This window comes from Knoellia sp. 3-2P3, from assembly GCF_029223115.1.
GTDB lineage: Bacteria > Actinomycetota > Actinomycetes > Actinomycetales > Dermatophilaceae > Pedococcus_A.
Map to the genome: position 1 here is coordinate 965,724 of NZ_JARGZE010000002.1, position 23,733 is coordinate 989,456.

Genomic DNA, 23,733 nt, shown 5'->3' on the forward strand with positions numbered 1-23,733 from the left:
GGGGCCACAGGCATGCCCAACCATGTCCACCCCTGACCGGGCCCCAGCGCACCTAGAACAGACGGTGACCGGCCACCCGCGCCTCGAGGTCGAGCAGCCGGCGCTTGCGCGGCAGGCCGCCGCCGTAGCCGGTGAGGTCGCCACTGGTGCCGACGACCCGGTGGCAGGGCACCACGATGCCGAGGGGGTTGCGCCCGTTGGCCAGGCCGACGGCTCGGGAGCCGGTGGGGTTGCCCAGGCGCCGGGCCAGCTCACCGTAGGTCGCCGTCTCGCCGTACGGGATCCGCTCCAGCTCCGCCCACACCCGCCGCTGGAACTCGGTGCCCTGGGCGGCGAGGGGCAGGTCGAACTCCGTGCGCTCACCGGCGAAGTACTCCTCGAGCTGCGTCGCAGCGCGCGTCAGCACCGGGTCGTCCGCGGCGGCGGACACGCCGTAGGTCAGCTCCCCGGGGTGGTGGCGCTGGTCCTCCATCCAGACCGCGACGAGCCCCTCGCCCTCTGCCACGAGGGTGAGGGGGCCGACAAGGGTCGGCTCCAGCACCAGGTGTCGGCGGCCGAGGCCCTGCGCACTCATGCCGCCGAGCCCTCCTCGACCTCAGGCTCCCGCGGCAGTCGGTTCACCGCGTGGTCCCCCATCCCCCAGAGGTGCTGCACGGCATACGCGCCCCACGGCCGCCACTGCCGTCGGGCGTGGCCGAGGGCAGCGGCGTCCCGGACGCCGAGGGACGCCAGAGCGTGCCTGACCCCGAGATCGGTGGCCGGGAAGGCGTCCGGGTCGCCGAGCCCGCGCATGGCCACCATCTCGACGGTCCAGGGGCCGACCCCGGGCAGGGCCCTCAGCGCAGCCCGCGCAGCGAGCCAGTCCTCCCCCGGGCCGAGCCGCACAGCACCCGCGGCGATGGCACCCGCCAGCGCGATGAGCGTGCTGGCTCGCGACCTCGGCATGGCCAGGGACGCAGGGTCGAGCTCGGCAACCACCTCGGGTGACGGGAAGCAGTGCGTCAGCGCACCCTCGGGGTCGCTGACCGCACGGCCGAGGTGGGCCGCCAGCCTGGCCGCGAGCGTGCGGGCGGCCGCCGTCGACACCTGCTGCCCGAGGACGACGCGCAGGGCGAGCTCGTCGGCGTCGACCGTGCGCGGCACCCGGCGGCCGGGCGCGCGGGAGACGAGCGGTGCGAGGCGGGGGTCGCCGGCGAGGTGGTCGTCGACCGCTGCCGGGTCGGCGTCGAGGTCGAGCAGCGCCCGGCAGCGGGCCACCGCGCTGGAGAGGTCGCGCAGGTCGGCGAGCCACACGCGCGCCGCGACGTGGTCGCCGGCGGGCGCCAGGGCGACCACCCCCGGCCCGCGGGGCAGCAGCAGCGTGCGGCGGTAGGAGCCGGCCCGCCACTCCTCCACGCCGGGCACCCGCGTCTCGACGAGGTGCCCGAACAGGCTGTCGGGCAGCAGCGGCGCCCGGAACGGCAGGCGCAGCGCCACGTGGTGCCAGGCCGGTGCGGTGGTCTGGGTGTGCCCGCCGGCGACAGCGGGTTCTGCACGCTGCCGCAAGGCCGTGGGCGTCAGCGCGAAGACCTCCCGGACGGTCGCGTTGAAGGAGCGCAGGCTCGCGAAACCTGCGGCGAAGGCGACCTCGCTCATGGGCAGGTCGGTCGACTCCACGAGGACCCGCGCCGTCTGGGCGCGCTGGGCGCGGGCGAGCGCCACCGGGCCGGCCCCGACCTCGGCGGTGAGCAGCCGCTCGAGCTGGCGGGTGCTGTAGCCCAGGTGCCGCGCGAGTCCGGCCACGCCCTCGCGGTCGACCACCCCGTCGGCGACCAGCCGCATCGCGCGGGCGGTCACGTCGGCACGGGTGGACCACTGCGGCGAGCCGGGCACCGCGTCGGGGCGGCAGCGCTTGCAGGCGCGGAAGCCTCCGCGCTGGGCTGCGGCCGCGCTCGGGTAGAACCTCATGTTCTGCGGCTTCGGCGGCACCACCGGGCAGCTCGGGCGGCAGTAGATGCCGGTTGTCACCACGGCGGTGAAGAACCACCCGTCGAACCGGGCGTCCTTGGCCCGGACGGCGCGGACGCAGGCCTCGTGGTCGTCGTGCATGGGCCCAGTCTGCCGGGCCGCACCGACGCCCACCGGCAGGAATCCGACACGGTCCTCACCCGGCCCGCGACCCGGCGAGCCCCGACCACGCGCGAGGGCCGCCCCGACCGCGCGCGAGCGCCCCGCCGCCCGGGAGGGGGTGGCGGGGCGCTCGTGCGGTCAGCCGTGGAGCGGCCGCGTCACTTCACGGGGGTGTCCGCGTAGTGCGCGTCGAGCTGGCCGCGGTAGCGCTCGTTGACCACCTTGCGGCGCAGCTTCATGCTCGGCGTGATCTCGCCCTCCTCGACCGAGAAGTCCCTGTCGAGGATGGTGAACTTCTTGATCTGCTCCCACCGGTTGAGCGTCATGTTGAGCTCGTCGATGTAGGTCTGGACCATGTCGCGGCAGCGCTGCGACGTGACGACCTCGCTGTAGGACTTGCCGGCCATGTTGTTGGCGGCCGCCCAGCCCTGCATCGCATCGGGGTCGAGGGTGACCAGCGCCGAGACGAAGTGCCGGTCGGCGCCGTGCACGAGCATCTGGCTGACGTAGGGGCACATGCCCTTGAAGGTCGACTCGATCCGCGACGGCGCGACGTACTTGCCGCCCGAGGTCTTGAACATGTCCTTCTTGCGGTCGGTGATCTTGAGGAAGCCGCGCTCGTCGACCTCGCCGATGTCACCGGTGTGCAGCCAGCCCTGGACGTCCATGGTCTCGGCGGTCTGGTCCTGGGCGTTGTGGTAGCCCTCCATGACGCCCGGGCCACGCACCAGGACCTCGCCGTCCTCGGCGATCTTGACCTCGGTGCCCGGCGCTGGCCAGCCCACGGTGCCGTGCTGGTAGGCGTTGGGGCGGTTGACGAACGAGAACGCACTCGTCTCGGTGAGGCCGTAGCCCTCGAGGATGAGGATGCCGAACGCGTCGAACCACTTGGCGATCGCGGGGTCGAGGGCCGCCGAGCCGGAGACGAAGAAGCGGACCCGTCCACCGAAGCGCTCGCGCACCTTGTGCAGCACCAGCTTGTCGGCCAGCGAGTACTGCAGCCCGAGCAGGCCCGACGGCTCCTTGCCCTGGGAACGCAGCGCGGCGGCCCTGTCCCCCACGCCCTCGGCCCACTGGAAGAGGCGGTACTTGATGCCGCCCTCCTCCTGCATCATCATCGAGATCCGCCCCTTGGCCTTCTCGAAGATGCGGGGCGGGGCTCCCATGAAGGTGGGCTTCACGGCGCCGAGGTTCTCGACGATCTTGTCGACCCGGCCGTCGATCGCGGTCGGGAAGCCGATCTGCATCGGGATGGTCAGCAGGATCTTGCCGAGCACGTGCGACAGCGGCAGCCAGAGGAACTGCAGGTCGTCCTTGCTGAGGATGCCGATCGAGTCGACCGCCGCGCCCTCGTACGTCCACGCGTCGTGGGTCAGCCGCACGCCCTTCGGGCGACCGGTGGTGCCCGAGGTGTAGATGATGGTGGCCAACCGCTCCGGGGTGAGGGCGTCGATGCGCTCGTCGACGGCACCGGAGTCGGTGGCGAGCAGCTCCGCGCCCATCTGGTCGAGCTCGTCGAGGGTGATGACCCAGTCGCCGTCGGGGGTGCCGTCGTAGGTGACGACCCGCGTCACGTGCGGGATCTCGTGGCGCACCTCGCGCAGCTTGGCGATCTGGGCGTCGTCCTCGGCGAAGACGACGCGGCTGTCCGAGTTGGACAGGATGTAGGAGACGTCGCCGGGGATGGTCGTCGGGTAGATCGTCGTGGTGGCCGCGCCGGCGCACATGATCGCCAGGTCGCAGATGGCCCACTCGTAGCGCGTCGTGGACGCGATCGACACGCGGGCCTCCGGACCCACGCCGAGGGCGATGAGGCCGGCGGCCAGCCGGTAGGCCTGCTCGCGGGCCTCCTTCCACGTCACCGGCACCCAGGCGTCGCCACGCGGGAACGAGTACGCCACGTCGTTGGCGCTGGCCTCCACCCGGCTCCGGAACAGGTGCGCCACGCTGGTCGCCCTCTTCTCGATCAGGCTCCGGTCGACGGGCTCGTCGGCAGGGGTCCGGTAGTGCAGCGTCATCGCCATCCTCACGTTGGGGGTTCCGTTGCCGGGATAGTGCCACGCACACCCTGACACCGGGGGTGATTCGTGCGAATCGTTGTGATTCCCGAGCACGCCGCGCCGGGCGTTCGCCTCAGCGCCGCAGGCTGGACAGGTGCACGTTGTTGACCAGCCCCACGGCCAGCCAGCACGCGAACATCGAGGACCCTCCGTAGGACACGAACGGCAGGGGCAGCCCGGTCACGGGCATGAGGCCGAGGTTCATCCCGACGTTCTCGAACACCTGGAACGTGAACCAGGTCGCCACGCCGAGCGCCATGAGGCGCCCGAAGGCGTCGCGGGCGCGCGCGGCGACCACCACCGAGCGGATGACGACGAACCCAAGGAGCAGGAGCAGGCCGGCGGCGCCGACGAACCCGAGCTCCTCCCCCGCCACCGAGAAGACGAAGTCGGTCTGCTGGTAGGGGATGAAGCCGCCCTGCGTCTGCCGGCCCTCGAAGAGGCCCTGCCCCTGCCAGCCGCCGGAGCCGATGGCGATGCGCACCTGCCGGGTCTGGTAGCCGATGCCCTGCGGGTCGGCCTGCGGGTCGGCGAAGGCGGTGAGCCGGTCGCGCTGGTAGTCACTCAGCAGCGGGGTCGTGAGCGCGGCCACCACCGCGGCCACCACGAGCCCCAGCACGAGCGCCAGGCCCCGTTTCGGTGCCCCGCTCAGGGCCACCACGCCGAAGGCCAGGGCCCCGAGCACCAGGGCCGAGCCCAGGTCGGGCTGCAGCATGACCAGCCCGATGGGCACGGCCGCGACCGCCCACGCCACCGCGACGTCGCGACCGTCGGGCGCGGCGCCGCGGTCGAGCCGCTCGCCGAGGATGATCGCCAGCCCCAGGCACAGCGCCGCCTTGGCGAGCTCGGAAGGCTGCACGGAGAACCCGCCCGGCAGCAGGATCCACGAGTGGGAGCCGTTGACCGTCGACCCCAGGGGCGTGAGCACCAGGACGAGCCCGAGCACCGACAGGAGGTAGAGCACGGGCGCCACCGCGCGCAACAGCTGGTGGCCGGTGCGCGTCACACCCGCCGCGAGCGCCACCCCGAGCGCCGTGTTGATCAGGTGTCGGGTCAGGTATGCCGCGCCGGCGTCGTTGCGCGTCGCCGACCACACGAGCAGGGCGCCGACGAGGGAGAGCCCCAGCGCTCCGATGACCAGGCCCCAGTCGCTGCGGGCCCAGGTGCCGGGCAGCGCCGGCCGGGGGCGGGGCCGGCTCAGGACGGGACGACGGTGGTCAGCACCTGGCGGCACCGCTCGATGTCCCCTGCCATGGCCGTGAGCAGCTCGTCGACGGAGTCGAAGCGCAGCGTCGGCCTGATGTGTTCGACGAACTCGACCGAGACCCGCTCGTCGTAGAGGTCGAGGTCGTCGCGGTCGAGGACGTACGCCTCGACGGTGCGGATCGTGCCGTCGAAGGTGGGGTTCGTGCCGACCGAGATGGCGGCGGGCAGGGTGCGCTCGACGTCTCCCGCGGGCAGGTCCAGCCGCGTCAGCCACCCGGCATACACCCCGTCGGCCGGCACCATGCCGAGGGCGTCCTGGCTCAGGTTCGCCGTGGGGTAGCCGAGGTCACGCCCCCGGTGGGCACCGTGCACGACGGTCCCCACGACCTGGTGGGGCCGGCCGAGCACGTCGGCCGCGGCGGCCACCCGCCCGGCCGCGAGGTGGTCGCGGACCCCCGTGGAGGACCAGCGGTGGTGGCCCTCGTCGCCGAGGTCGCCCTGGTCGCTGACGACCACGACCTCGAAGCCGTGCCTCTCCCCCAGCTCGCGCAACAGGTCGACGTCGCCGGTGTAGCCCCTGCCGAACCCGCGCGTGTCCTGCCCGACCACGAGCACCCTGGCCTGGAGCGCCTCGACGAAGGTGTGGCGGACGTAGTCCTCGGCGGTCTGGTCGGCGAACTCGTGGGTGAACTCCAGCACCAGCAGGCCGTCGAGGCCGATGTCGGCGAGGAGGTCGTCGCGCAGCGAGTCGGGGGTGATCAGGGGCAGGCCCTGCTCACGGTGGAACAGCGCCGCAGGGTGCGGGTCGAACGTGACCGCGACCGACGGCAGGCCCAGCCGGGCCCCCTCCTCGAGCAGGCGCCCGAGCACGGCCCGGTGGCCCCGGTGGACCCCGTCGAAGTTGCCGAACGTCGCGACGCAGGGGCGCAGCGACTCGGGGGTCTGGGTGGGGTCGGTCCAGCGGTGCACGGAGGACACTCTACGAACCCGCGGGGGCGAACACGACGAGCGCCCGGGCTTTCAGCCCGGTCTCGTCCAGCATCGCCACCAGCGTGCCGTCCGGCCCGAAGGCCGCGACCGGCTCCCGGCGCCCGGGCGGCGCCGAGGCGATGCGCTGCCCGTAGCCCACCGCGCGGGCCTCGGTCTCGCTCAGCTCGCGGGCCGTGAACCCGCCCCGGGCGGCATCGGCGAGCGGCAGCAGCGGCACCTCGTCGCGCTCGGCCGCGGCCGCAAGCTCGTCGAGGGTGTGGGCCTGCTCGAGGGTGAACGAGCCGACGCGGGTCCGCCGCAGCGCGGTGAGGTGGCCGCCCACCCCGAGAGCGGCCCCGAGGTCGCGGGCGAGGGCCCGCACGTAGGTGCCCGAGGACACCTCCACCTCGACGTCGACGTCGAGCACCGGCACGCCGTCGGCCTCGGCCCGGCGGGTCTCGAGCACGTCGAAGCGGTGGACCGTCACCGGACGGGCGGCCAGCTCGACGTCCTCGCCGGCGCGGACGCGGGCGTAGGACCGCTCGCCCTTGACCTTGATGGCGCTCACGGCGCTCGGCACCTGCTCGATGTCGCCGGTGAGGGCGAGCACGGCGCCTCGCAGCGCACCGGCGGTGACGCGGTCGGCCGGGGTCGACGCAGTGACCTCGCCCTCCGCGTCGTCGGTGATGGTGCTCTGGCCGAGCCGGATGGTGGCGGTGTAGGTCTTGTCGCAGCCGACGAGGAAGGTCAGCAGCCGGGTGGCCTTGTTGACCCCCAGCACGAGCACGCCGGTCGCCATCGGGTCGAGCGTGCCGGCATGCCCGACGCGGCGGGTGCCGCAGAGCCGCCGGGCCCGGCCGACGACGTCGTGGCTGGTCCAGCCGGCGGGCTTGTCGACGACGAGGAGGCCGTCAGCGACGGGCATCCGCGTCGCCGTCGAGGTCGGCGGTGTCCCACACGGTGTCGTCGACGTCGCCCTCCTCGGAGGGCTTCTTGTACGGGTCGGCGTCGCCGGCGTACTGCGCGGCGGCGGCCGCAGCGGCGACGGCCGCGTCGCGCTCCTTGGCCTCCCGCAGGAGGTCCTCGAGGTGGGCGGCGGTCTCCGGGATGGCGTCGGCGAAGAACTCCAGGGTCGGGGTCAGCCGGATGCTGATCTGGCCACCCACGAAGGAGCGGAGCCGTCCCTTGTTCTTCTCCAGCAGGGCAGCGGTCTTCGCGCGCTGCGCCTCGTCGCCGAACACCGTGTAGAAGACGGAGGCGTGCTGGAGGTCGTTGGTGACCCGCACGTCGGTGATGGTGACGAAGCCGAGGTCGGGGTCCTTGACGATCCGCTCGACGTTCGCCGCGATGAGGACCTTGATGCGGTCGGCGATCTTGCGGGCGCGTCCTGCGTCAGCCATGGCTACTCCTCGTGTGGGTCCGGGTCGCGCGGCGCCGTGACGGCTGGCCGGCGCGACGGGAAGGCGGGGGTATGCCGGGTGGTGACCACCCGGCATACCCCGCCGCTGTGCGCCGTCAGGCGCGCGGCTTCTCGCGCATCTCGTAGGTGGAGATGAGGTCGCCGAGTTGCAGGTCGTTGTACGACCCGAGGTTGATGCCGCACTCGAAGCCGTCGCGGACCTCGGTGACATCGTCCTTGAACCGGCGCAGGCCGGCGATCTCGACGTTCTCGGCCACCACGACACCGTTGCGGGTGATCCGCGCCTTGGTGCCGCGCTTGATCTCGCCGCTGCGGACGATCGAACCGGCGATGTTGCCGAACTTGGACGAGCGGAAGATCTCGCGGATCTCCGCCGTGCCGAGCTCGTGCTCCTCGTACTCCGGCTTGAGCATGCCCTTCAGGGCCGCCTCGATCTCCTCGATGGCGTTGTAGATCACCGAGTAGTAGCGGATCTCGACGCCCTCGCGCTCGGCGTAGTCAGCGTTCTGGCCCTCGGCCCGGACGTTGTAGCCGATGATGATGGCGTCGGAGGCCATCGCGAGGTTGATGTTGTTCATCGTGATCGCGCCGACACCGCGGTCGATGATCCGCAGGTCGACCTCGTCGCCCACGTCGATCTGCAGCAGCGCGTCCTCGAGCGCCTCGACCGAACCCGACACGTCACCCTTGAGGATGAGGTTGAGGGTCTCGACCTTGCCGGCCGCCAGGGCCTCGTTGAGGTCCTCGAGGCTGATGCGCTTGCGGGCCTTGGCCAGGGAGGCCTGGCGGTCCGCCGCCTCGCGCCGCTCGGCGATCTGCCGGGCGGTGCGGTCGTCGGGTGCGACGACGAAGGTGTCGCCGGCCCGCGGGACGGAGGACAGACCCAGCACCTGGACCGGGCGGGACGGGCCCGCCTCGTCGACGTTCTTGCCGTGCTCGTCGAGCATGGCGCGAACGCGGCCGTAGGCGCTGCCGGTGACGATCGCGTCGCCGACCCGCAGGGTGCCGGTCTGCACCAGCACTGTGGCGGTTGCGCCGCGGCCACGGTCGAGGTTGGCCTCGATCGCGACACCGCGCGCGTCCTTGCCGGCGTTGGCCCGCAGGTCGAGCGCCGCGTCGGCGGTGAGCAGGACGGCCTCGAGGAGGCTGTCGATGTTCTGGCCGGCCTTGGCGGAGACGTCGACGAACATGGTGTCGCCGCCGTACTCCTCGGCGATGAGGTTGTACTCGGTCAGCTGCTGGCGCACCTTGGCCGGGTTCGCACCCTCGACGTCGATCTTGTTGACCGCGACCACGATCGGCACGTCGGCCGCCTGGGCGTGGTTGAGCGCCTCGATGGTCTGCGGCATCACGCCGTCGTCAGCGGCGACGACGAGGATCGCGATGTCGGTGACCTTGGCACCACGGGCACGCATGGCGGTGAACGCCTCGTGACCCGGGGTGTCGATGAAGGTGATCGCCCGGTCGACGCCCTCGTGCTCCTTGTGGACCTGGTAGGCGCCGATGTGCTGGGTGATGCCACCGGACTCGCTCGCCGCGACGTCCTCGTTGCGGATGGCGTCGAGCAGGCGGGTCTTGCCGTGGTCGACGTGGCCCATCACGGTCACGACCGGCGGACGCGCCTCGAGGTCCTCGTCCTCCTCGCCCTCGATACCCGTCTCGAGGTCGATGTTGAAGGAGTCGAAGAGCTCGCGCTCCTCCTCCTCCGGCGAGACGACCTGGATGTCGTAGCCGAGCTCGGAGCCGAGCACCTTGAAGGTGTCCTCGTCGAGGGACTGCGTCGCCGTGGCCATCTCACCGAGGTGGAACAGCACGGTGACCAGCGACGCCGGGTTGGCGTTGATCTTGTCGGCGAAGTCGGTCAGCGACGAGCCGCGACGCACCCGGATGACGGTCGAGCCGTCACCCCGGGGAACGGTGACGCCACCGATCGACGGCGCCTGCATCTGCTCGAACTCCTGGCGCTTCGCACGCTTGGACTTGCGGCCTCGGACCGGACGGCCGCCACCGCGGCCGAACGCGCCCGCGGTGGAGCCACGACCGGCGCCACCACGGAAGCCGCCGCCACCGGGACGACCGGCGAAACCGCCGCCGCCGCCACCGGGACGACCGCCGCCGGGACCGCCGGGGCCACCGCCGGGACGACCACCCGGACGGGCGGTGCGCTCACCGGGACGACCGACCGCGCTGCGGTCGGGCATCATGCCGGGGCTGGGGCGCGGGCCACCCGGACGCGGACCGGCAGCGCCGGTGCCACCGGGGCGGGGCCCGGGACGGCTCTGCGGGCGCGGCATGCCCTGGCTCGGGGCGAAGGGGTTGTTGCCCGGACGCGGGGCGCCCTCACGGCCGCCACCCTCGCGACCGCCGCCCTCGCGGCCGGACCGCATGCCCTGGCTGGGGGCGAAGGGGTTGTTGCCCGGACGCGGAGCGCCGGGACGGGGGCCACCGGGCCGCGGTGCCGGGCCGCCAGGACGCGGGCCGGATGCACCGGGACGCGCGGACGACGGAGCGCCGCCCTGCCGTCCCTCGTCACGCGAGGACTGCACCCGGGCAGCCGGGGCCTCGGGGGCCTTCGGCGCGGGGCGCGGGCCCGGCGTGGGCGCCGACGGGGCAGCGGCCGGCTTCTCCGGGGCCGCCGGCTCGGCCGCCGCGGGGGCAGCCGGGGCGGGGGTCGCGGGGGTCGCCGGGGCGGCGGGGGCCGCGGGGGCAGGCGCAGCCGGCTTCGCGGCCGGCTTCCTGGCCGCCGGCTTGGCCGCCTTCGCCTCGGGCTGGCCGTCACCGCTGCCGCGGAGCTCCGCGGGGAAGGTCTCCTTGATCTTGCGGACGACCGGCGGCTCGATGGTGGAAGAGGCGGAGCGGACGAACTCGCCCTGCTCCTTCAGGTGGTTGAGCAGAGTCTTGCTCTCGACTCCGAGCTCCTTGGCGAGCTCGTAGACACGGACCTTGGCCACGTTTCTCCTGTCTGGTCCGTGCCGGGACAGGCGCGGACCGTCGTTAATGCTGGGGGGTGCTCATCGCTGAGTACTCATCGGGTGCTCATCAGCGTCAAACCCGCTTTCGGTTCCCAATTCGGACGGTTTCTTCTGCACATGCCTCTGCGAGCCGGCTTCGAGGTGGTCCCGGACCGCTGCCGGGTCGAGGGCCGCGCTGACACGCAGCGCGCGCCCGAAGGCCCGGCGTCGGAGGGCTTGGTCCAAGCAGTCGCCTGTCGGGTGCAGCCATGCGCCACGTCCCGGCAGACAACGTCGCAGATCTGGTACAAGCAGGAACTGGCCCTGATCATTCCGCACCGCGACCACTCGCAGGAGCGCCGACCGGCTATCCCTCCCGCGACACCCCACACACGTCCGGATCGGGCGCGCTGCGCCGTCCTCGGGTTGTGCATGTGAGCGCCGGGGCTGGAGTCCAGTCCGGTCGGTCCCCACCAGTCTACCCGTTACCGGGGTCGGCGTGCGCCACCGGCCGCACCAGTGGGGTCACCACCGGCACCAGAGGCCCCACCGGCCCCACCGCGCGCGTCCTTGCCGGCATCCGCGGCGCTGTCCGGCCGGATGTCGATCCGCCAGCCCGTCAGCTTCGCGGCGAGGCGGGCGTTCTGGCCCTCCTTGCCGATCGCCAGCGAGAGCTGGTAGTCCGGCACCACGACGCGCGCCGCGCGCAGCTGCGGGTCGACGATCTCCACCGACTCGACCCGGGAGGGCGAGAGGGCGGCGGCGACGAACTGCCTAGGGTCCTCGGAGTAGTCGACGATGTCGATCTTCTCCCCGTGCAGCTCGGTCATCACCGCACGCACGCGGGCGCCCATCGGGCCGATGCAGGCGCCCTTGGCGTTCAGGCCCGCCACCTTGGAGTGCACCGCGATCTTGGTGCGGTGGCCGGCCTCGCGGGCCAGCGCGGCGATCTCGACGCTGCCGTCGGCGATCTCGGGCACCTCGAGGGCGAACAGCTTGCGCACGAGGTTGGGGTGCGTGCGGGACAGGCCGATCTGCGGCCCCTTGGGCCCGCGGCGGACGCTGACGACGAAGCACCGGATGCGGTCGCCGTGCACGTACTTCTCCCCCGGCACCTGCTCGGCCAGCGGCAGGATCCCCTCCACCGTGCCGAAGTCGACCAGCACGTGGCGCGGGTCGGAGCTCTGCTGGATGACGCCGGCCACGACGTCGCCCTCGCGGCCCTTGAAGTCGCCGAGGATGGCCTCGTCCTCGAGGTCGCGCAGGCGCTGGACGATGACCTGGCGGGCCGTGGAGGCCGCGATGCGCCCGAAGCCGGTGGGGGTGTCGTCGAACTCGGGCCCGAGCTCCGGGCGGCCGCGCTCCTCGCCTTCGGCGGGCTCGGGGGTCTCGAGCTCCTCGCGGGCCCACACGATGACGTGCCCGGTCTTGCGGTCGAGCTCGACCCGGGCGTGCCGGTAGGCGCCGTCAGTGCGGTGGTAGGCGACGAGCAGCGCCTGCTCGATGGCAGGGATCAGGATGTCGAGCGAGATGTCGCGCTCACGCTCGAGGGCCCTCAGGGCCGCAAGGTCGATGTCCATGTTCAGTTCTCCTCGTCGCTGCTGTCGCTGTCGTTCTGGTCGCCCTCGTCCTCGGCCCGGCCCCGCGAGAACTCGACCTGGACCACGGCCCGCGAGACGTCGGCATACCGGAAGTCCTGCGTCCGCGCCGGCTGCTTCTTGGTGGCGGGCACCTCGAGGGTGACCTCGTCCTGCCCGGCCCGCACGATGCGGCCGGTCACCGGCTCGCCCTCGACGGGGGTCAGGGCCACCAGGCGCGAGACGTTGCGCTGGAAGTGTCGGGGCTGCGTGAGGGGGCGGTCGACACCCGGAGAGGTCACCTCGAGGGTGTAGGGCTGCTCGCCCATGACGTCGGAGGCGTCGAGGGCGTCGCTCACGACGCGGGTGGCGTCGGCGACCTCGTCGAGGCTCAGGGACGGCGTCGGGTCGCTCACCTCGGCACCGTCGGTCTCGAGGGCGCGGTCGATCCACACCCTGACGAGCCGGCGACGGCCGGCAGGGGTGACCGCGATGTCCTCGACCAGCAGGCCCAGGGCAGCCAGCGGGCCCTCGACGGCAGGACGGATCTGCTCCTTGACGCTCATGCGGATCGTCCTCTCTGAAGTTCTCGGGTCCGTGCGCCGACACTCTATCCACGGCGGCCCTGCCCCTGCATGTCGCGCCGGCGCCTCGCGCCCTGCCCGGGCGGGCAGGGCCGTGCGTGCCATGATCGGGCCATGCCCGAGACCCCCCGCCGTATGCTGGGTGCCCCCACCCGGCGGTCCGTGCTGGCCGTGCTCGGGCTCACCACGGCGGCGCTCCCGCTGGCGGCGTGCGGCATCCGCCTCGAGGACGACGCCCCCCGCGTGCCGCTCGTCCCCACCCGCGAACCGATCCCGGGCGAGGGCGTGCTGCTCAGCCTCTGGCTGGGGGCCACGGAACTCGCCGAGCAGGCCGCCGAGCTCGGTGGCGCAGCGACGTCGCTCCCGGCGCGGTTGGCGACGCTGCACCAGGAGCAGGCCCGGGTGCTGCGGTCGCTGCTCCGCTCGCTCGGAGTGCCCGACCGCGTCGTGACCGAGACGCAGTCGTTGCAGCAGGCCCGGGCGACCGCCCCCACCACCACGACCCCGGCACCGGGTGGGACCGCGACTGCCACCCCGTCGAGCCCGTCCGGCACGGCCACGGCTCCGTCACCTGCGTCCCTCGGTGCGGCCGAGGCTGCGACGCTGTCGGCGGACAGCTTCGCCGAGCTGGCCAGGCTCGGCCGGGGCACCGTGGTCACGCCGGCCGCCGCCCTCGCCCAGCGGGCCGCCGCGGCGACGCTGCTCGGGGAGACCCCCCTGTGGCCCACCCCCCGCAGCCTGGTGGCCCCCGCCCTGGCCGCCGACGCCCTCGAGGCCTCCCGGGCAGCGGTCTACGGCATGGAGGTGGTGGCGGCGCAGTCACAGGGCGGCCAGCGGCGACTGGCGACCGCGATCCTGGCGACGTTGCGGGCCCGGGCCGCCGCGCAGGAGGGCCTGGCCGGGGACTCGGCACCACCGCCTTCGCTCGGCTACCCGCTGCCCTTCGCGGTCACCGGTGCCCGCGCGGCCCGGCGGCTGGCCGTGCACGTCCTCGACGGCCTCCGTGCAGGCCAGGCCGCAGCGGCCGAGCAGGCCGCCGGAGACGTGACGTCTCTCGTGGCCTGCATGCAGTGGCTCGCCGAGGCCGAGGTGCTGTGCCACCGCTGGGGCATGCCGCTGGAGCCGTTCCCCGGCCTGGACTGACGGTGCCCACCGCAACCGAGGCCGCGGCGCTCATCCCCGACGGCTGGCGCGAGTGGGTCTCGCGGCTACCACCCGAAGGCGGGCCGTCCGGCGCGGACTGGGCCGCCGGCCTGCCCCGTCTGCTCGCCGACCTGCTCACGCACTGGGAGCTGACTCCCACCGGCCCCGGCCTGACGGGCTGGACCGCGGTGGTCCTCCCGGTCACGCGGGACGGCGAGGCCTTGGTGCTCAAGGTGGTGTGGCCGCACCGCGAGGCGGTGGCGGAGCCGCTGGCCCTGCGGCACTGGGCCGGCAACGGGGCGGTGCGGCTCGTCGCGGCAGACCCGGGGCGGGGCGGCCTGCTGCTCGAGGCGCTCGACCCCGCGAGGGACCTCGTGGCCGAGCCCGTGGAGGAGGCCTGCGAGGTCATCGGCTCGCTGCTGGGTCGCCTGCACGTTGCGGCACCCGCCCGCGTTCCCACGATGTCGAGCTGGATCGCCCGCCAGCAGGAACGGCTCCCGCTCCACGCCGAGACCGTGCCGCGGCGGATGCTCGAGCAGGCGGGGTCGCTGATGCGCGAGCTCGCGACCCTGCCCGACCTCGACGGCACGCTGCTGCACACCGACCTGCACTTCCAGAACGTGCTCGCCGGCGAGCGCGAGCCGTGGCTGGCGATCGACCCCAAGCCGCTGGCCGGGCGGCCCGGCTTCGAGCTGCCGCCCGTGCTGTGGAACCGGCTCGACGAGCTCGGCACCGGCTCGGCCTTCCGCTGGTCGGTGCGTAGCCGGCTGCAGCTGGTCTGCGAGGCCGCGGGCATAGACGAGGACGAGGCGCGCGCCTGGGTCGTCGTGAGGGAGACGGCAGAGGCCATGTCCGCCGCTCGCGACGGCGACCGCGACCGGCTCACCTTGGCCATCTCGCTGGCCAAGGCGATGGACGACTGAGGGCCGCCGCCCGGGACCCTCAGCCCACCCAGGTGTACTCGACCTCGGGTCGCCCCGACCCGGTGTAGCGCGACCGCCGCACGGCAAGCCGGCTCTCGCAGAGGAACTCGGCGTAACGGCGGGCGGTCACCCGGCTCACGCCGACCCGCTCGCCGAGCTCGGTGGCCGAGGCGCCGGCGGAGGACTCCCGGAGGGCGCGGGAGACCCGCGCCAGCAGCTCCTCGCCCATGCCCTTGGGCAGCCGCGCCTCCGCGGCCGCCCGCACGCCGGAGACCACCTCGTCGACCTCGGCCTGAGTGCCGACCTGCGCGGCGCCGTGCAGCTGCTCGCGGTAGGCGCGGTAGGCCAGCAACCGCTCGCGCAGGGTCGCGAAGACGAACGGCTTGAGCACGTACTGGACGACGCCGAGCGAGACCGCGGTCCGCACCACCTCCAGGTCACGGGCCGAGGTGAGGGCGATGACGTCGGCCCGGTGGCCACCTGCCCGCATGGCACGCACGACCTCGAGCCCGTGCCGGTCGGGCAGGTTCATGTCGAGCAGCACGAGGTCGACGGGGTGCTCCTGCAGGGCCAGCATCGCGGCCTGGCTCGTGCCGACCGTGGCGGCGACGGCGAAACCCGGCACCCGGTTGACGTAGGCCGTGTGGGCCTCGGCCGCGACCGGCTCGTCCTCCACGACGAGGACGTGCAGGATGCCCACGTCCTCGCCACTCATGTCTTGTCCGCCAAGGGAATCCGAACCACGAAGCGGGCACCGGGCGGACCCTCCACGCGCAGGTCGCCGCCAAGGCGCTGGACGGACTGGGCGACGAGGGCCAGGCCGAGTCCCCGCCGGCCGTCACCGGCCGCCTGCTTGGTCGACCAGCCGCGCTCGAACGCCCGCTCCACCTCGCCCGGTGCGATCCCCGGACCGCTGTCCTCCACGACCAGCACGGCATACCCGTCGGTCACCTGGGCATTGAAGCGCACCCGGCGCGAGCCGTCCACGCCGGCCACCGCGTCGAAGGCGTTGTCGACGAGGTTGCCGACGATGGTCACGAGGTCGCGGGCGGGCGCCACGTTCTCGGGCCAGTGCGCGCTCTCCCCCACCTCGAGGTCGATCCCGCGCTCGCCGGCCTGCGCGGCCTTGCCGAGCAGCAGCGCGGTGAGCGCAGGTTCCTGCACCGACGCCACGACCCGGTCGGTGAGCACCTGCGACGCGGCCAGCTCCTCGGTGGCGAAGGCCAGCGCCCGCTCGGGGTGGCCGAGCTCGATGAGCGAGACGACCGTGTGCAGCCGGTTGGCAGACTCGTGGGCCTGCGAGCGCAGCGCCTCGGCGAGGCCCTTCGCGGAGTCGAGCTCGCCGGTGAGGTCCTCGAGGTCGGTGCGGTCACGCAGCGTGGCCACGGAGCCGAGCCGACGGCCCTCGCGCACGGCCGGGGCCGTGTTGAGCACGAGCACCCGGGACTCGGTGACGTGCAGCTCGTCCTCCCGCGGCTGCGGATCGGTGAGCGCCTCGACCAGGGGCGGGGCCAGGCCCAGGGCCTCGACCGGGCGGCCGCGTGCGTCTGCCGGGAGGCCGAGCAGCCGGATCGCCTCGTCGTTCGCCTGGATGAGGCGGCCGTCGGGGTCGACGAGCAGCAGCCCCTCGGTGACGGCGTGCAGCACGGCGTCGTAGTACTCGTACATCTCGCGCAGCTGCCGCTCACCGAGGCCGTGGGTCTGCCGCCGCACCCGGCGGGCCACCAGGGCCGTGCCCACCCCGGAGAGCAGCGCGGCCGCGAAGCCTGCGAGCAGCAGGCCTGGCACCTGGCCCCGGAGCCGCTCTGCCACCGCCGCCTTGCGGATGCCGACGGCGACCAGGCCCACCACCCGGCCATCGTCGGTCACCGGGACGACGACCCGTCGCGACGGGCCGAGGGTGCCCGTGTAGTCCTCCACCACCATGCCGCCGGCTGCGGCCTGCTCGATGTGCCCGAGGAACTGCCGGCCGACCTGTGCGGGGTCGGGGTGGCTGTAGCGCCTACCGGTGGGGCTCATGACGACCACGAAGTCGGTGCGGGTCTCACGGCGGACGCGCTCGGCGTAGGGCTGGAGGTTTTGAGCCGGGTCAGGGCCCTGCACCGCCGCGACCACGTCGGGGGTGGCGGCGACGGCCTCAGCCACCGCGGTCGCCCGGGCGGTGGCCTCCGCGGTGCCCGATCGCTGCGCCTGCGCCCAGGCTCCGAGCAGGCCGGCGCCCACCACGAGCACCGCGACGAGCACCTGGAGCGCGGCGGTCTGTCCCGCCACCGACCACCTCGCCGGGGAGGCGGCCCTGAGCCGCCCACGGAGAGGTCCGCCGACGACGGGAGGCGACGCCGAACCGGAGACGGCCATCAGCGGCGTGCTGGGCAGCCGCCGTGCACAGCGCACGGCCGACCGGGCCAGAACTCAATGAACACAAAGGTGACCCTAGTCACCGCTGCCCCGACCCTCGTGACTCATCACCCCCTCGGGCGCAGCCGCCCGGACCCACCGCTGGAGGACCACCGTGAGCAGCACAGCCGACAACGCCGTCGACACCCGGCCCACGCCGCGGCGCGACCGCACCCACTACCTCTACGTCGCCGTCATCGCCGCCATGGTGGCCGGCGTCGCCGTCGGTGCCATCTGGCCCGAGCTCGGCAAGGAGCTCAAGCCGCTCGGCACGATGTTCGTCAACCTCATCAAGATGATGATCACGCCGATCATCTTCTGCACCATCGTGCTCGGCATCGGGTCGGTGCGACGGGCCGCCCAGGTCGGCCGCGTCGGCGGCCTCGCCCTCGGCTACTTCCTCACCATGTCGACCGTCGCGCTGGCGATCGGCCTCGTCGTCGGCAACCTCATCAAGCCCGGCGCCGGCCTCAACCTCACCGAGGACCTCGCCGCCGCCGGCCAGAAGCAGGTCGAGAGCGCCGAGCACACCTCGACGGTCGACTTCCTCCTCGGCCTCGTCCCCGACACCCTCGTGTCGGCCCTGACCTCGGGCTCGGTGCTGCAGGCCCTGCTCGTGGCGCTGCTCGTCGGCTTCGCCCTGCAGAAGATGGGCCCCGCGGGCGAGCCCATCCTCGTCGGCATCAAGCACGTCGAGCGGCTCGTCTTCCGCCTGATGGCCATGATCATGTGGCTCGCCCCCATCGGTGCGTTCGGCGCCATGGCCGCGGTGGTCGGGGCGACCGGTCTCGACGCCCTCAAGAGCCTCGGCCTGATCATGGTCAGTTTCTACGTCACGTGCGCCCTGTTCGTCTTCGTCGTCCTCGGAGCCCTGCTGAAGGCCGTGACCGGCATCAACATCTTCGCGCTGCTGCGCTACCTCGGCCGCGAGTTCCTGCTGATCCTCTCGACGTCGTCGTCGGAGTCGGCCCTGCCGCGCCTCATCGCGAAGATGGAGCACCTCGGCGTCTCCCGTCCGGTCGTCGGCATCACGGTGCCGACCGGCTACTCGTTCAACCTCGACGGCACCGCGATCTACCTGACGATGGCCTCGCTGTTCATCGCCGAGGCGATGGACAAGCCGTTCAGCATCGGGCAGCAGATCTCGCTGCTGGTCTTCATGATCATCGCGTCCAAGGGTGCTGCCGGCGTGACCGGCGCCGGTCTGGCCACCCTGGCCGGCGGCCTGCAGTCCCACCGCCCCGACCTGGTGGACGGCGTCGGCTTCATCGTCGGCATCGACCGCCTCATGAGCGAGGCCCGCGCGCTGACCAACTTCGCCGGCAACGCGGTGGCCACCGTGCTCATCGGCACCTGGACCGGCCAGCTCGACAAGGGCCAGTGCGCGGCGGTGCTGGCCGGTGACCGGCCGTTCGACGAGGCGACCATGATCGACGACGACCACGCCGCGCCCGCGGCGGAGCCCGCAACGGCACCCAGCGCCCCGCGGGAGTATGCCGGGGTCGGCGCCGACCGCTGACCGGGACGCGGCCGTGCGGGCCGCACCCTGCGCACGAGCCCGGCCGGGTCCACCGGCCGGGCTCGTGCGTGCCCGCCGGCGCCTGCCGGGCACGAGCCCTCAGATCCGCACCGGCCGGCCGAAGCTCGTCTCGACGCCTGGTGAGAACAGGACGCTGTCAGGCGGGCGGTCGGTGACTCCCGGAAGACCGGCGGCGGCCACGAGCAGGTCGTCGAGCTCGAGTACCTCCGCCCGGTGCAGCGGCCACGGCGCGTGCGTGTTCGGCACCCAGAGCACCCGACGAGCGACCGTGGTGTGCAGGCCGAAGCGAGCGGTGAGGAACAGCTCGAGCGGAGCCGGCTCGGCGACCCGCTCCCCCACCCGCACGCTCAGTCGGCTGGTCAGGCGCGGCCGTCGTGGGGAGTGCCGGTCATCCCCGCTGGCCCAACGCGGCCCGGGCACGTGGTGCCGGCGCGCGGCATACGTCACCACCGAGCCGGTGGGGTCCCGAGGGACGGGCTGCGGTGTGAACCGCATGCGCGCCCACTGGTACGGCGTGCCGAACAGCAGCCGCGCCCCGACGACGACCGGCAGGCGCTGGGCGTCCAGGGACAGGAACACCACGCCGCGGCGGCCGGCGTCGTCACGCGAGTAGAGCCGCACGTTGGTCTCGAGGAAGGTGCCGAGCCACGGCACGGGCCGACGCGGTCCCACGCCGGCGTCGACCATGCGGAAGGGGATGAGGCCCACCCAGCTCGACCCGTCGTGGACGTCGGGGCGCACCCCCGCGGGCAGGTACCTCTGCACGCGGTCCGGGTCGACGCGCCAGTGGACGAACGTGATGTCGCGCCAGTGCTGGTGCATGATCGGCCGACCCTGCAGCGCCGGTCCCTGCCCCGGGGGCGGCGACGTCATTCCCGCCTGCCCAGCTCGCGGAGCACCGCACGCGCGGCCCGCCGACCGGAGACGAGGGCGCCCTGCTGGGAGGCGGTGTCGCGGTGGTCTCCCGCGACGAACAGACCGTCTCCCAGCGCGACGGGACGACGGGCCCGCAGCGGCGCCGACTGCACCGGCAGGGAGCGTTCGATGTCGTGCCGGACGACGAGCTCCCAGGTCGCCGTGGACGTGCCCCAGAGGCGGTCGAGCTCGCGGCGGACACCTGCCTCGTCGAGGTCGCTCGGCAGCAGTGTCGTGGCCTGCACCAGGGCCCGGCCGGCGGGGGCATACGTGGGTGCGGCACCGCTCATGACCGAGGTGTTGACGACGGGCCCACGGCGGGCGTCGACGAGGATCAGCCGCTCCGGTGACGGGGTCTCGGCGGCGGCGAACCACCAGGTGCGCAGGCCGCGCATGACCTGCGACCCGACGCCCACCAGCGCGAGGGCGTCGACGGCATCGGTCGCGACGACGACGGCCGACGCCTGCAGCGGCCCGTGTGAGGTGTCGACCCGGCCGCGGTAGGCAGCCTGCACCCGCACCCCGCAGCGCACCGGCTTCTGCAGTCCTGCGGCGAGCTGGCCCGGAAGGGCCTGCACGCCGGCAGCGGGGACGCCCGGGGTGCCCAGCAGGAAGCAGCGCACCAGGAGCCGCACGAAGGCCGCCGAGGTCTGCCCCGAGCTGTCGGCCAGGACCCCGGCGAGGAAGGGTTCGAGCACCTCGCGCCGGAGCCGTCCGCTGACCCCGGCCTCGTCGAGGGAGGCGGCCAGCGTCGTGTCGGGCCCATGGGTGAGGTGGGACGGCCTCAGTGCCGGGGCCGCCCACCGGGCCAGCGCGGCCAGCTCCCCCACGTCGAGGTAGCCGCTGCGCAGCGTGGCCGGCACCAGGCGCGGCTCGCGCCGCGGATCGGCCAGCACGGACAGTCCCCGCTGGGTGCGCACGGCCACGCCGGCGTCGAAGGAGCCGAGCTCCAGCGCGTCGAGGTCGACCAGCCGACGCAGCGCCGGGTAGGCGGGGTTGACGACCTGGAAGCCGTGGTCGCAGAGGAAGCCGTCGACGTGGTCGGTGCGCATGCGTCCGCCCACCTCGTCGGCGGCCTCGAGGACGATGACCGACAGGCCGGCGCGCTCCAGCGTCCGCGCGCAGGCGAGCCCGGCAAGCCCCGCACCGACAACGACGACGTCGGCGTCCTCGGCGCTCCACCGTTCGCTTCCTGCCGCCATGGTCCAACGGTGGCACGCCCTCCGACGGGCCGCGCGGCCACTGGCGCGGCCCCAGAGCCTCAGGACTCGACGTCTGGGTGGGCGATGGTGCGAGGCGTGAGCCCCAGGGAGCGAACGTGCCTGGCGATCTCCTCCAGCGAGGCCGTCCAGACATCGGCGCATGAGATGACGTGGGCCATGAGTTCGTCGAGCTGCCTTGCGCGAGAGGGGCGCCCGGTGAGGAAGGGGTGGTTGGTCAGGACCCAGCAACCTCCCACGTCCCGCAGCGCCTCGAACTCGTCCTGCCACAGCTCACGCGCCTTGCGAGGGGTCTCGATGAGCCCGCTGCCCGAGATGTCGGGCAGGAAGCAGAACTGCTCCCAGTCGTCGAGGGCCCACTGGATCGGGATCTCGACCAGCGATGCCTGGCCGGAGGGACTGGAGGAGCCGGCGCCCGGTCCCGCTGCGAGCTCGTAGGGGACGTCGGCGTCCATGAGGCTCGAGTCGTAGAGGAAGACGCGCTCGGCGAGCAGGCCCGGGCTGCGCCAGGACAGGTCCCACATGGGTGCCCGGTAGCCGACCGGGCGCACGCCGGCGACCTCCTCCAGCGCCTGGAGCCCGCGGTCGAGGTTGGCGGCCTCCTCCGCGGCGCTGACCGCAGTCGGCTGCTCGTGGAGGTACCCGTGGTGGGCCACCTCGTGCCCTGCCGCCACGATGTCCTTGACGACTCCCGGATAGCGGTGGGCGGTGTAGCCGGGGACGAAGAACGTCGACCGGATGCGGTGCCGCTCGAGCAGGCCGAGCAACCGCGGAACGCCCACCAGCGGCCCGTAGGCCTGGTGGCTCATGACGCTCATCCGGTCGGCGCTGCCCGGGCTGCCCCAGAGCACCGCCGACTCGGCATCGACGTCGAAGGTGAAGGCCGCGGCGGCGGCTCTCCCGCCGGGCCAGGACACCGGCACCGCGGGGACGCTCACCGCTTCGCCTGCTCGGACATGATCGTGACCAGCTCGTAGGCGATGTTGGCCGCCGCCACCGCGGTCACCTCGGCGTGGTCGTAGACCGGCGACACCTCGACGATGTCGGCGCCGACGAGTCGGAGCTCGCGCATCGCGCGCAGCACGCCGAGCAGCTCGCGGCTCGTCATGCCGCCCGCCTCGGGAGTCCCCGTCGCCGGCGCGAACGCCGGGTCGAGGACGTCGATGTCGATGGAGACGTAGACCGGGTGGTCGCCGACCCGCTCGACGACGCGCTCCACGATGCCATCGACACCGATCCGGTCGATGTCGCGGCAGTGCACGATCGTGAAACCCAGCTCCTCGTCGTCAAGGAGGTCCTGCCGGTCGTAGAGCGACCCACGGATGCCGACGTGCGCCGAGCTGCCCTTGACGATCAGCCCCTGCTCGGACGCGCGGCGGAAGGGTGTGCCGTGCGTGTAGGGCGCGTCGAAGTAGGTGTTCCAGGTGTCGAGGTGCGCGTCGAAGTGCACGAGGGCCAGCGGCCCGTGGACGTGGTGCATGGCCTGGAGCGCCGGCAGGGCCATGGTGTGGTCGCCGCCCAGGCTGACGACCGGCCGCCCCGACGGGGTGATGAGGGTGGCCAGCCCTTCGCGCGTCTCGTCGATGGCCCGGGCGATGTCGAACGGGTTCGCGGCCACGTCTCCGGCGTCGACGACCTGGGCGTGACGGAACGGCTGCGCGTCGAGGGCCGGGTTGTACGGCCGCAGCAGGCGGGACGCCTGGCGGATCGCGGACGGACCGAACCGCGCCCCGGGACGGTAGGTGACCCCGGAGTCCCAGGGGACGCCCACCACGGCCACGTCGTAGTCGTCCACGTCCTCCAGCCGGGGCAGGCGGGCAAAGGTCGTCAGACCGGCATACCGCGGCACCTGGAGGCCGTCGACCTGCCCCACGACGCCGTCGTCGTACCTCGCGTACTGCTCTGCCATCGTTGGTCCTCTCGCCGTCTGCCGGGGGTCTGCTGGTGGCGCCTTTCAAGCCCGGGTGCGGGTGGAGCCGCCGTTGGCCTGGACCACCTGACCGACCATGGCCGACATCCGGAAGTCGGCCAGCAGCGCCACCACCGCCGCCATCTCGTCGGCGGTGCCCATGCGCCCGAGCGGGATCCCCGCGGCATACCGTCCATGCATCTCCTCGAGGGTGGTCCCGGCGTCGTGGGCGTCGACCTCGAGCTGGGGGGTGTCGGTCACCCCGGGCGCGAGGGCGTTGACGACGATCCCCTCGGGGGCTAGCTCGCGCCCGAGGGTCTTGACGAGGGAGATGAGCCCGGCCTTCGACGCGGCGTACGCCGTGGCGCCGGGCCAGCCGGTGATCCCCCACTCGCTGGTCACGACGACGATGCGCCCACCCCCCTTGGCGCGCATGTGCGGAAGGACCGCCTGCACCAGGTGGAAGGTCCCGCCGAGGTTGGTGTCGACGACCTTCCACCAGTCCGCCGGGTCGTGCTCCAGGAAGGGCGCCATCGTCATGTAGGCGTGGTTCGCGACGAGCACGTCGAGGCCGCCCGCGGCCTCCGCCACAGCCGAGACCACCGAGCGCACCTGTCCGGGTTCGCTCACGTCGCCGGGGGCGGTGAGGCCGCCGATCTCGTCGGCGAGGGCGCGCAGGGTGTGCGAGTCCTGCAGGTCGTTGACCGCGACGACCGCGCCCTCACGGGCCAGCCGCCGGGCGTGCGCGGCGCCCATGCCCTGGGCCGCTCCGGTGACGAGAGCCACCCTCCCTGCCAGGGGCGCTGACGA

Annotated in this window: 21 protein-coding genes; 3 read left to right on the plus strand and 18 right to left on the minus strand. The window is 73.3% G+C overall.

Annotation, left to right across the window (positions count from 1 at the left end; all coding sequences use genetic code 11):
- Positions 1-52 precede the first annotated feature (52 nt).
- From P0Y31_RS09945 to rimP, 11 genes are all read right to left on the minus strand, one after another.
- On the minus strand, positions 53-574 hold the full coding sequence (locus tag P0Y31_RS09945) for a methylated-DNA--[protein]-cysteine S-methyltransferase (RefSeq protein WP_275868767.1): 522 nt from the start codon (positions 572-574) through the stop codon (positions 53-55).
- The gene (locus tag P0Y31_RS09950) at positions 571-2,088 is read right to left on the minus strand and encodes an AlkA N-terminal domain-containing protein (protein WP_275868769.1); all 1,518 of its coding nucleotides are present in this window, start codon (positions 2,086-2,088) and stop codon (positions 571-573) included. The genes P0Y31_RS09945 and P0Y31_RS09950 overlap by 4 nt, the downstream gene beginning before the upstream one ends.
- Positions 2,089-2,267: 179 nt before the next feature.
- Positions 2,268-4,127, minus strand: a complete 1,860-nt coding sequence (locus P0Y31_RS09955) for a long-chain fatty acid--CoA ligase (RefSeq protein ID WP_275868771.1) — start codon at positions 4,125-4,127, stop codon at positions 2,268-2,270.
- A 115-nt stretch (positions 4,128-4,242) separates the two neighbouring features.
- Positions 4,243-5,403 (minus strand): rod shape-determining protein RodA, encoded by a 1,161-nt coding sequence (gene rodA / locus P0Y31_RS09960; RefSeq protein WP_345803627.1) that lies wholly within the window; start codon positions 5,401-5,403, stop codon positions 4,243-4,245.
- Positions 5,367-6,344, minus strand: coding sequence for a bifunctional riboflavin kinase/FAD synthetase (locus P0Y31_RS09965; protein ID WP_275868772.1), 978 nt, complete (start codon positions 6,342-6,344; stop codon positions 5,367-5,369). Before P0Y31_RS09965 ends, rodA begins: the two co-directional genes overlap by 37 nt.
- A 10-nt stretch (positions 6,345-6,354) precedes the next feature.
- Positions 6,355-7,269: a tRNA pseudouridine(55) synthase TruB gene (truB, locus tag P0Y31_RS09970; RefSeq protein ID WP_275803942.1), complete on the minus strand. Its 915-nt coding sequence runs from the start codon at positions 7,267-7,269 to the stop codon at positions 6,355-6,357.
- On the minus strand, positions 7,256-7,744 hold the full coding sequence (rbfA, locus tag P0Y31_RS09975) for a 30S ribosome-binding factor RbfA (protein ID WP_275868774.1): 489 nt from the start codon (positions 7,742-7,744) through the stop codon (positions 7,256-7,258). Before rbfA ends, truB begins: the two co-directional genes overlap by 14 nt.
- 115 nt (positions 7,745-7,859) lie before the next feature.
- A complete protein-coding gene (gene infB / locus P0Y31_RS09980) occupies positions 7,860-10,715 on the minus strand; it encodes a translation initiation factor IF-2 (RefSeq protein ID WP_275868776.1) in 2,856 nt (951 codons plus the stop codon).
- Positions 10,716-10,775: 60 nt separating this feature from the next.
- Entirely contained in the window at positions 10,776-11,189 is a 414-nt protein-coding gene (locus P0Y31_RS09985; RefSeq protein ID WP_345803628.1) for a YlxR family protein, read from the minus strand.
- Positions 11,190-11,200: 11 nt separating this feature from the next.
- Positions 11,201-12,295 carry a transcription termination factor NusA gene (nusA, locus tag P0Y31_RS09990; RefSeq protein WP_275868778.1) on the minus strand — a complete coding sequence of 365 codons (1,095 nt, stop codon included), beginning with the start codon at positions 12,293-12,295 and terminating at the stop codon, positions 11,201-11,203.
- Between the two features lie 2 nt (positions 12,296-12,297).
- The gene (gene rimP, locus P0Y31_RS09995) at positions 12,298-12,858 is read right to left on the minus strand and encodes a ribosome maturation factor RimP (RefSeq protein ID WP_275868780.1); all 561 of its coding nucleotides are present in this window, start codon (positions 12,856-12,858) and stop codon (positions 12,298-12,300) included.
- A gap of 132 nt (positions 12,859-12,990) precedes the next feature.
- On the opposite strand from rimP, the gene P0Y31_RS10000 reads away from it, so the two are divergent.
- Positions 12,991-14,019, plus strand: a complete 1,029-nt coding sequence (locus tag P0Y31_RS10000; protein ID WP_275868782.1) for a DUF4439 domain-containing protein — start codon at positions 12,991-12,993, stop codon at positions 14,017-14,019.
- A gap of 2 nt (positions 14,020-14,021) precedes the next feature.
- The gene (locus P0Y31_RS10005; RefSeq protein ID WP_275868785.1) at positions 14,022-14,942 is read left to right on the plus strand and encodes an aminoglycoside phosphotransferase family protein; all 921 of its coding nucleotides are present in this window, start codon (positions 14,022-14,024) and stop codon (positions 14,940-14,942) included.
- Positions 14,943-14,961: 19 nt separating this feature from the next.
- On the opposite strand, the gene P0Y31_RS10010 is transcribed toward P0Y31_RS10005, so the two are convergent.
- A complete protein-coding gene (locus P0Y31_RS10010) occupies positions 14,962-15,657 on the minus strand; it encodes a response regulator (RefSeq protein ID WP_275868787.1) in 696 nt (231 codons plus the stop codon).
- Complete coding sequence (locus P0Y31_RS10015; RefSeq protein ID WP_275868790.1) at positions 15,654-17,213, minus strand: sensor histidine kinase; 1,560 nt, start codon at positions 17,211-17,213, stop codon at positions 15,654-15,656. Before P0Y31_RS10015 ends, P0Y31_RS10010 begins: the two co-directional genes overlap by 4 nt.
- 241 nt (positions 17,214-17,454) lie before the next feature.
- On the opposite strand from P0Y31_RS10015, the gene P0Y31_RS10020 reads away from it, so the two are divergent.
- On the plus strand, positions 17,455-18,858 hold the full coding sequence (locus P0Y31_RS10020) for a cation:dicarboxylase symporter family transporter (protein ID WP_275868793.1): 1,404 nt from the start codon (positions 17,455-17,457) through the stop codon (positions 18,856-18,858).
- A gap of 99 nt (positions 18,859-18,957) precedes the next feature.
- On the opposite strand, the gene P0Y31_RS10025 is transcribed toward P0Y31_RS10020, so the two are convergent.
- Genes P0Y31_RS10025 through P0Y31_RS10045 form a run of 5 tightly spaced genes read right to left on the minus strand, consistent with a single transcriptional unit; the run spans position 18,958 to position 23,709 of the window.
- Positions 18,958-19,701, minus strand: coding sequence for a DUF2071 domain-containing protein (locus P0Y31_RS10025; protein ID WP_275868796.1), 744 nt, complete (start codon positions 19,699-19,701; stop codon positions 18,958-18,960).
- A gap of 47 nt (positions 19,702-19,748) precedes the next feature.
- Positions 19,749-20,996: an NAD(P)/FAD-dependent oxidoreductase gene (locus tag P0Y31_RS10030; protein ID WP_275868798.1), complete on the minus strand. Its 1,248-nt coding sequence runs from the start codon at positions 20,994-20,996 to the stop codon at positions 19,749-19,751.
- A gap of 59 nt (positions 20,997-21,055) precedes the next feature.
- Positions 21,056-21,952: a polysaccharide deacetylase gene (locus P0Y31_RS10035; RefSeq protein ID WP_275868800.1), complete on the minus strand. Its 897-nt coding sequence runs from the start codon at positions 21,950-21,952 to the stop codon at positions 21,056-21,058.
- Positions 21,949-22,923: an agmatinase gene (gene speB / locus P0Y31_RS10040; RefSeq protein ID WP_275868802.1), complete on the minus strand. Its 975-nt coding sequence runs from the start codon at positions 22,921-22,923 to the stop codon at positions 21,949-21,951. The genes P0Y31_RS10035 and speB overlap by 4 nt, the downstream gene beginning before the upstream one ends.
- Positions 22,924-22,968: 45 nt before the next feature.
- Entirely contained in the window at positions 22,969-23,709 is a 741-nt protein-coding gene (locus P0Y31_RS10045) for an SDR family NAD(P)-dependent oxidoreductase (RefSeq protein ID WP_275868804.1), read from the minus strand.
- Positions 23,710-23,733: the final 24 nt, after the last annotated feature.

Coding starts and splice junctions, on each gene's coding strand:
- rbfA (WP_275868774.1), bottom strand. CDS start 7,744: ATGGCTGACGCAGGACGCGCCCGCAAGATCGCCGACCGCATCAAGGTC.
- nusA (WP_275868778.1), bottom strand. CDS start 12,295: ATGGACATCGACCTTGCGGCCCTGAGGGCCCTCGAGCGTGAGCGCGAC.
- speB (WP_275868802.1), bottom strand. CDS start 22,923: ATGGCAGAGCAGTACGCGAGGTACGACGACGGCGTCGTGGGGCAGGTC.
- truB (WP_275803942.1), bottom strand. CDS start 7,269: ATGCCCGTCGCTGACGGCCTCCTCGTCGTCGACAAGCCCGCCGGCTGG.
- P0Y31_RS10010 (WP_275868787.1), bottom strand. CDS start 15,657: ATGAGTGGCGAGGACGTGGGCATCCTGCACGTCCTCGTCGTGGAGGAC.
- P0Y31_RS10000 (WP_275868782.1), top strand. CDS start 12,991: ATGCCCGAGACCCCCCGCCGTATGCTGGGTGCCCCCACCCGGCGGTCC.
- P0Y31_RS09955 (WP_275868771.1), bottom strand. CDS start 4,127: ATGACGCTGCACTACCGGACCCCTGCCGACGAGCCCGTCGACCGGAGC.
- P0Y31_RS10030 (WP_275868798.1), bottom strand. CDS start 20,996: ATGGCGGCAGGAAGCGAACGGTGGAGCGCCGAGGACGCCGACGTCGTC.
- P0Y31_RS09950 (WP_275868769.1), bottom strand. CDS start 2,088: ATGCACGACGACCACGAGGCCTGCGTCCGCGCCGTCCGGGCCAAGGAC.
- P0Y31_RS10025 (WP_275868796.1), bottom strand. CDS start 19,701: ATGCACCAGCACTGGCGCGACATCACGTTCGTCCACTGGCGCGTCGAC.
- rimP (WP_275868780.1), bottom strand. CDS start 12,858: ATGAGCGTCAAGGAGCAGATCCGTCCTGCCGTCGAGGGCCCGCTGGCT.
- P0Y31_RS09945 (WP_275868767.1), bottom strand. CDS start 574: ATGAGTGCGCAGGGCCTCGGCCGCCGACACCTGGTGCTGGAGCCGACC.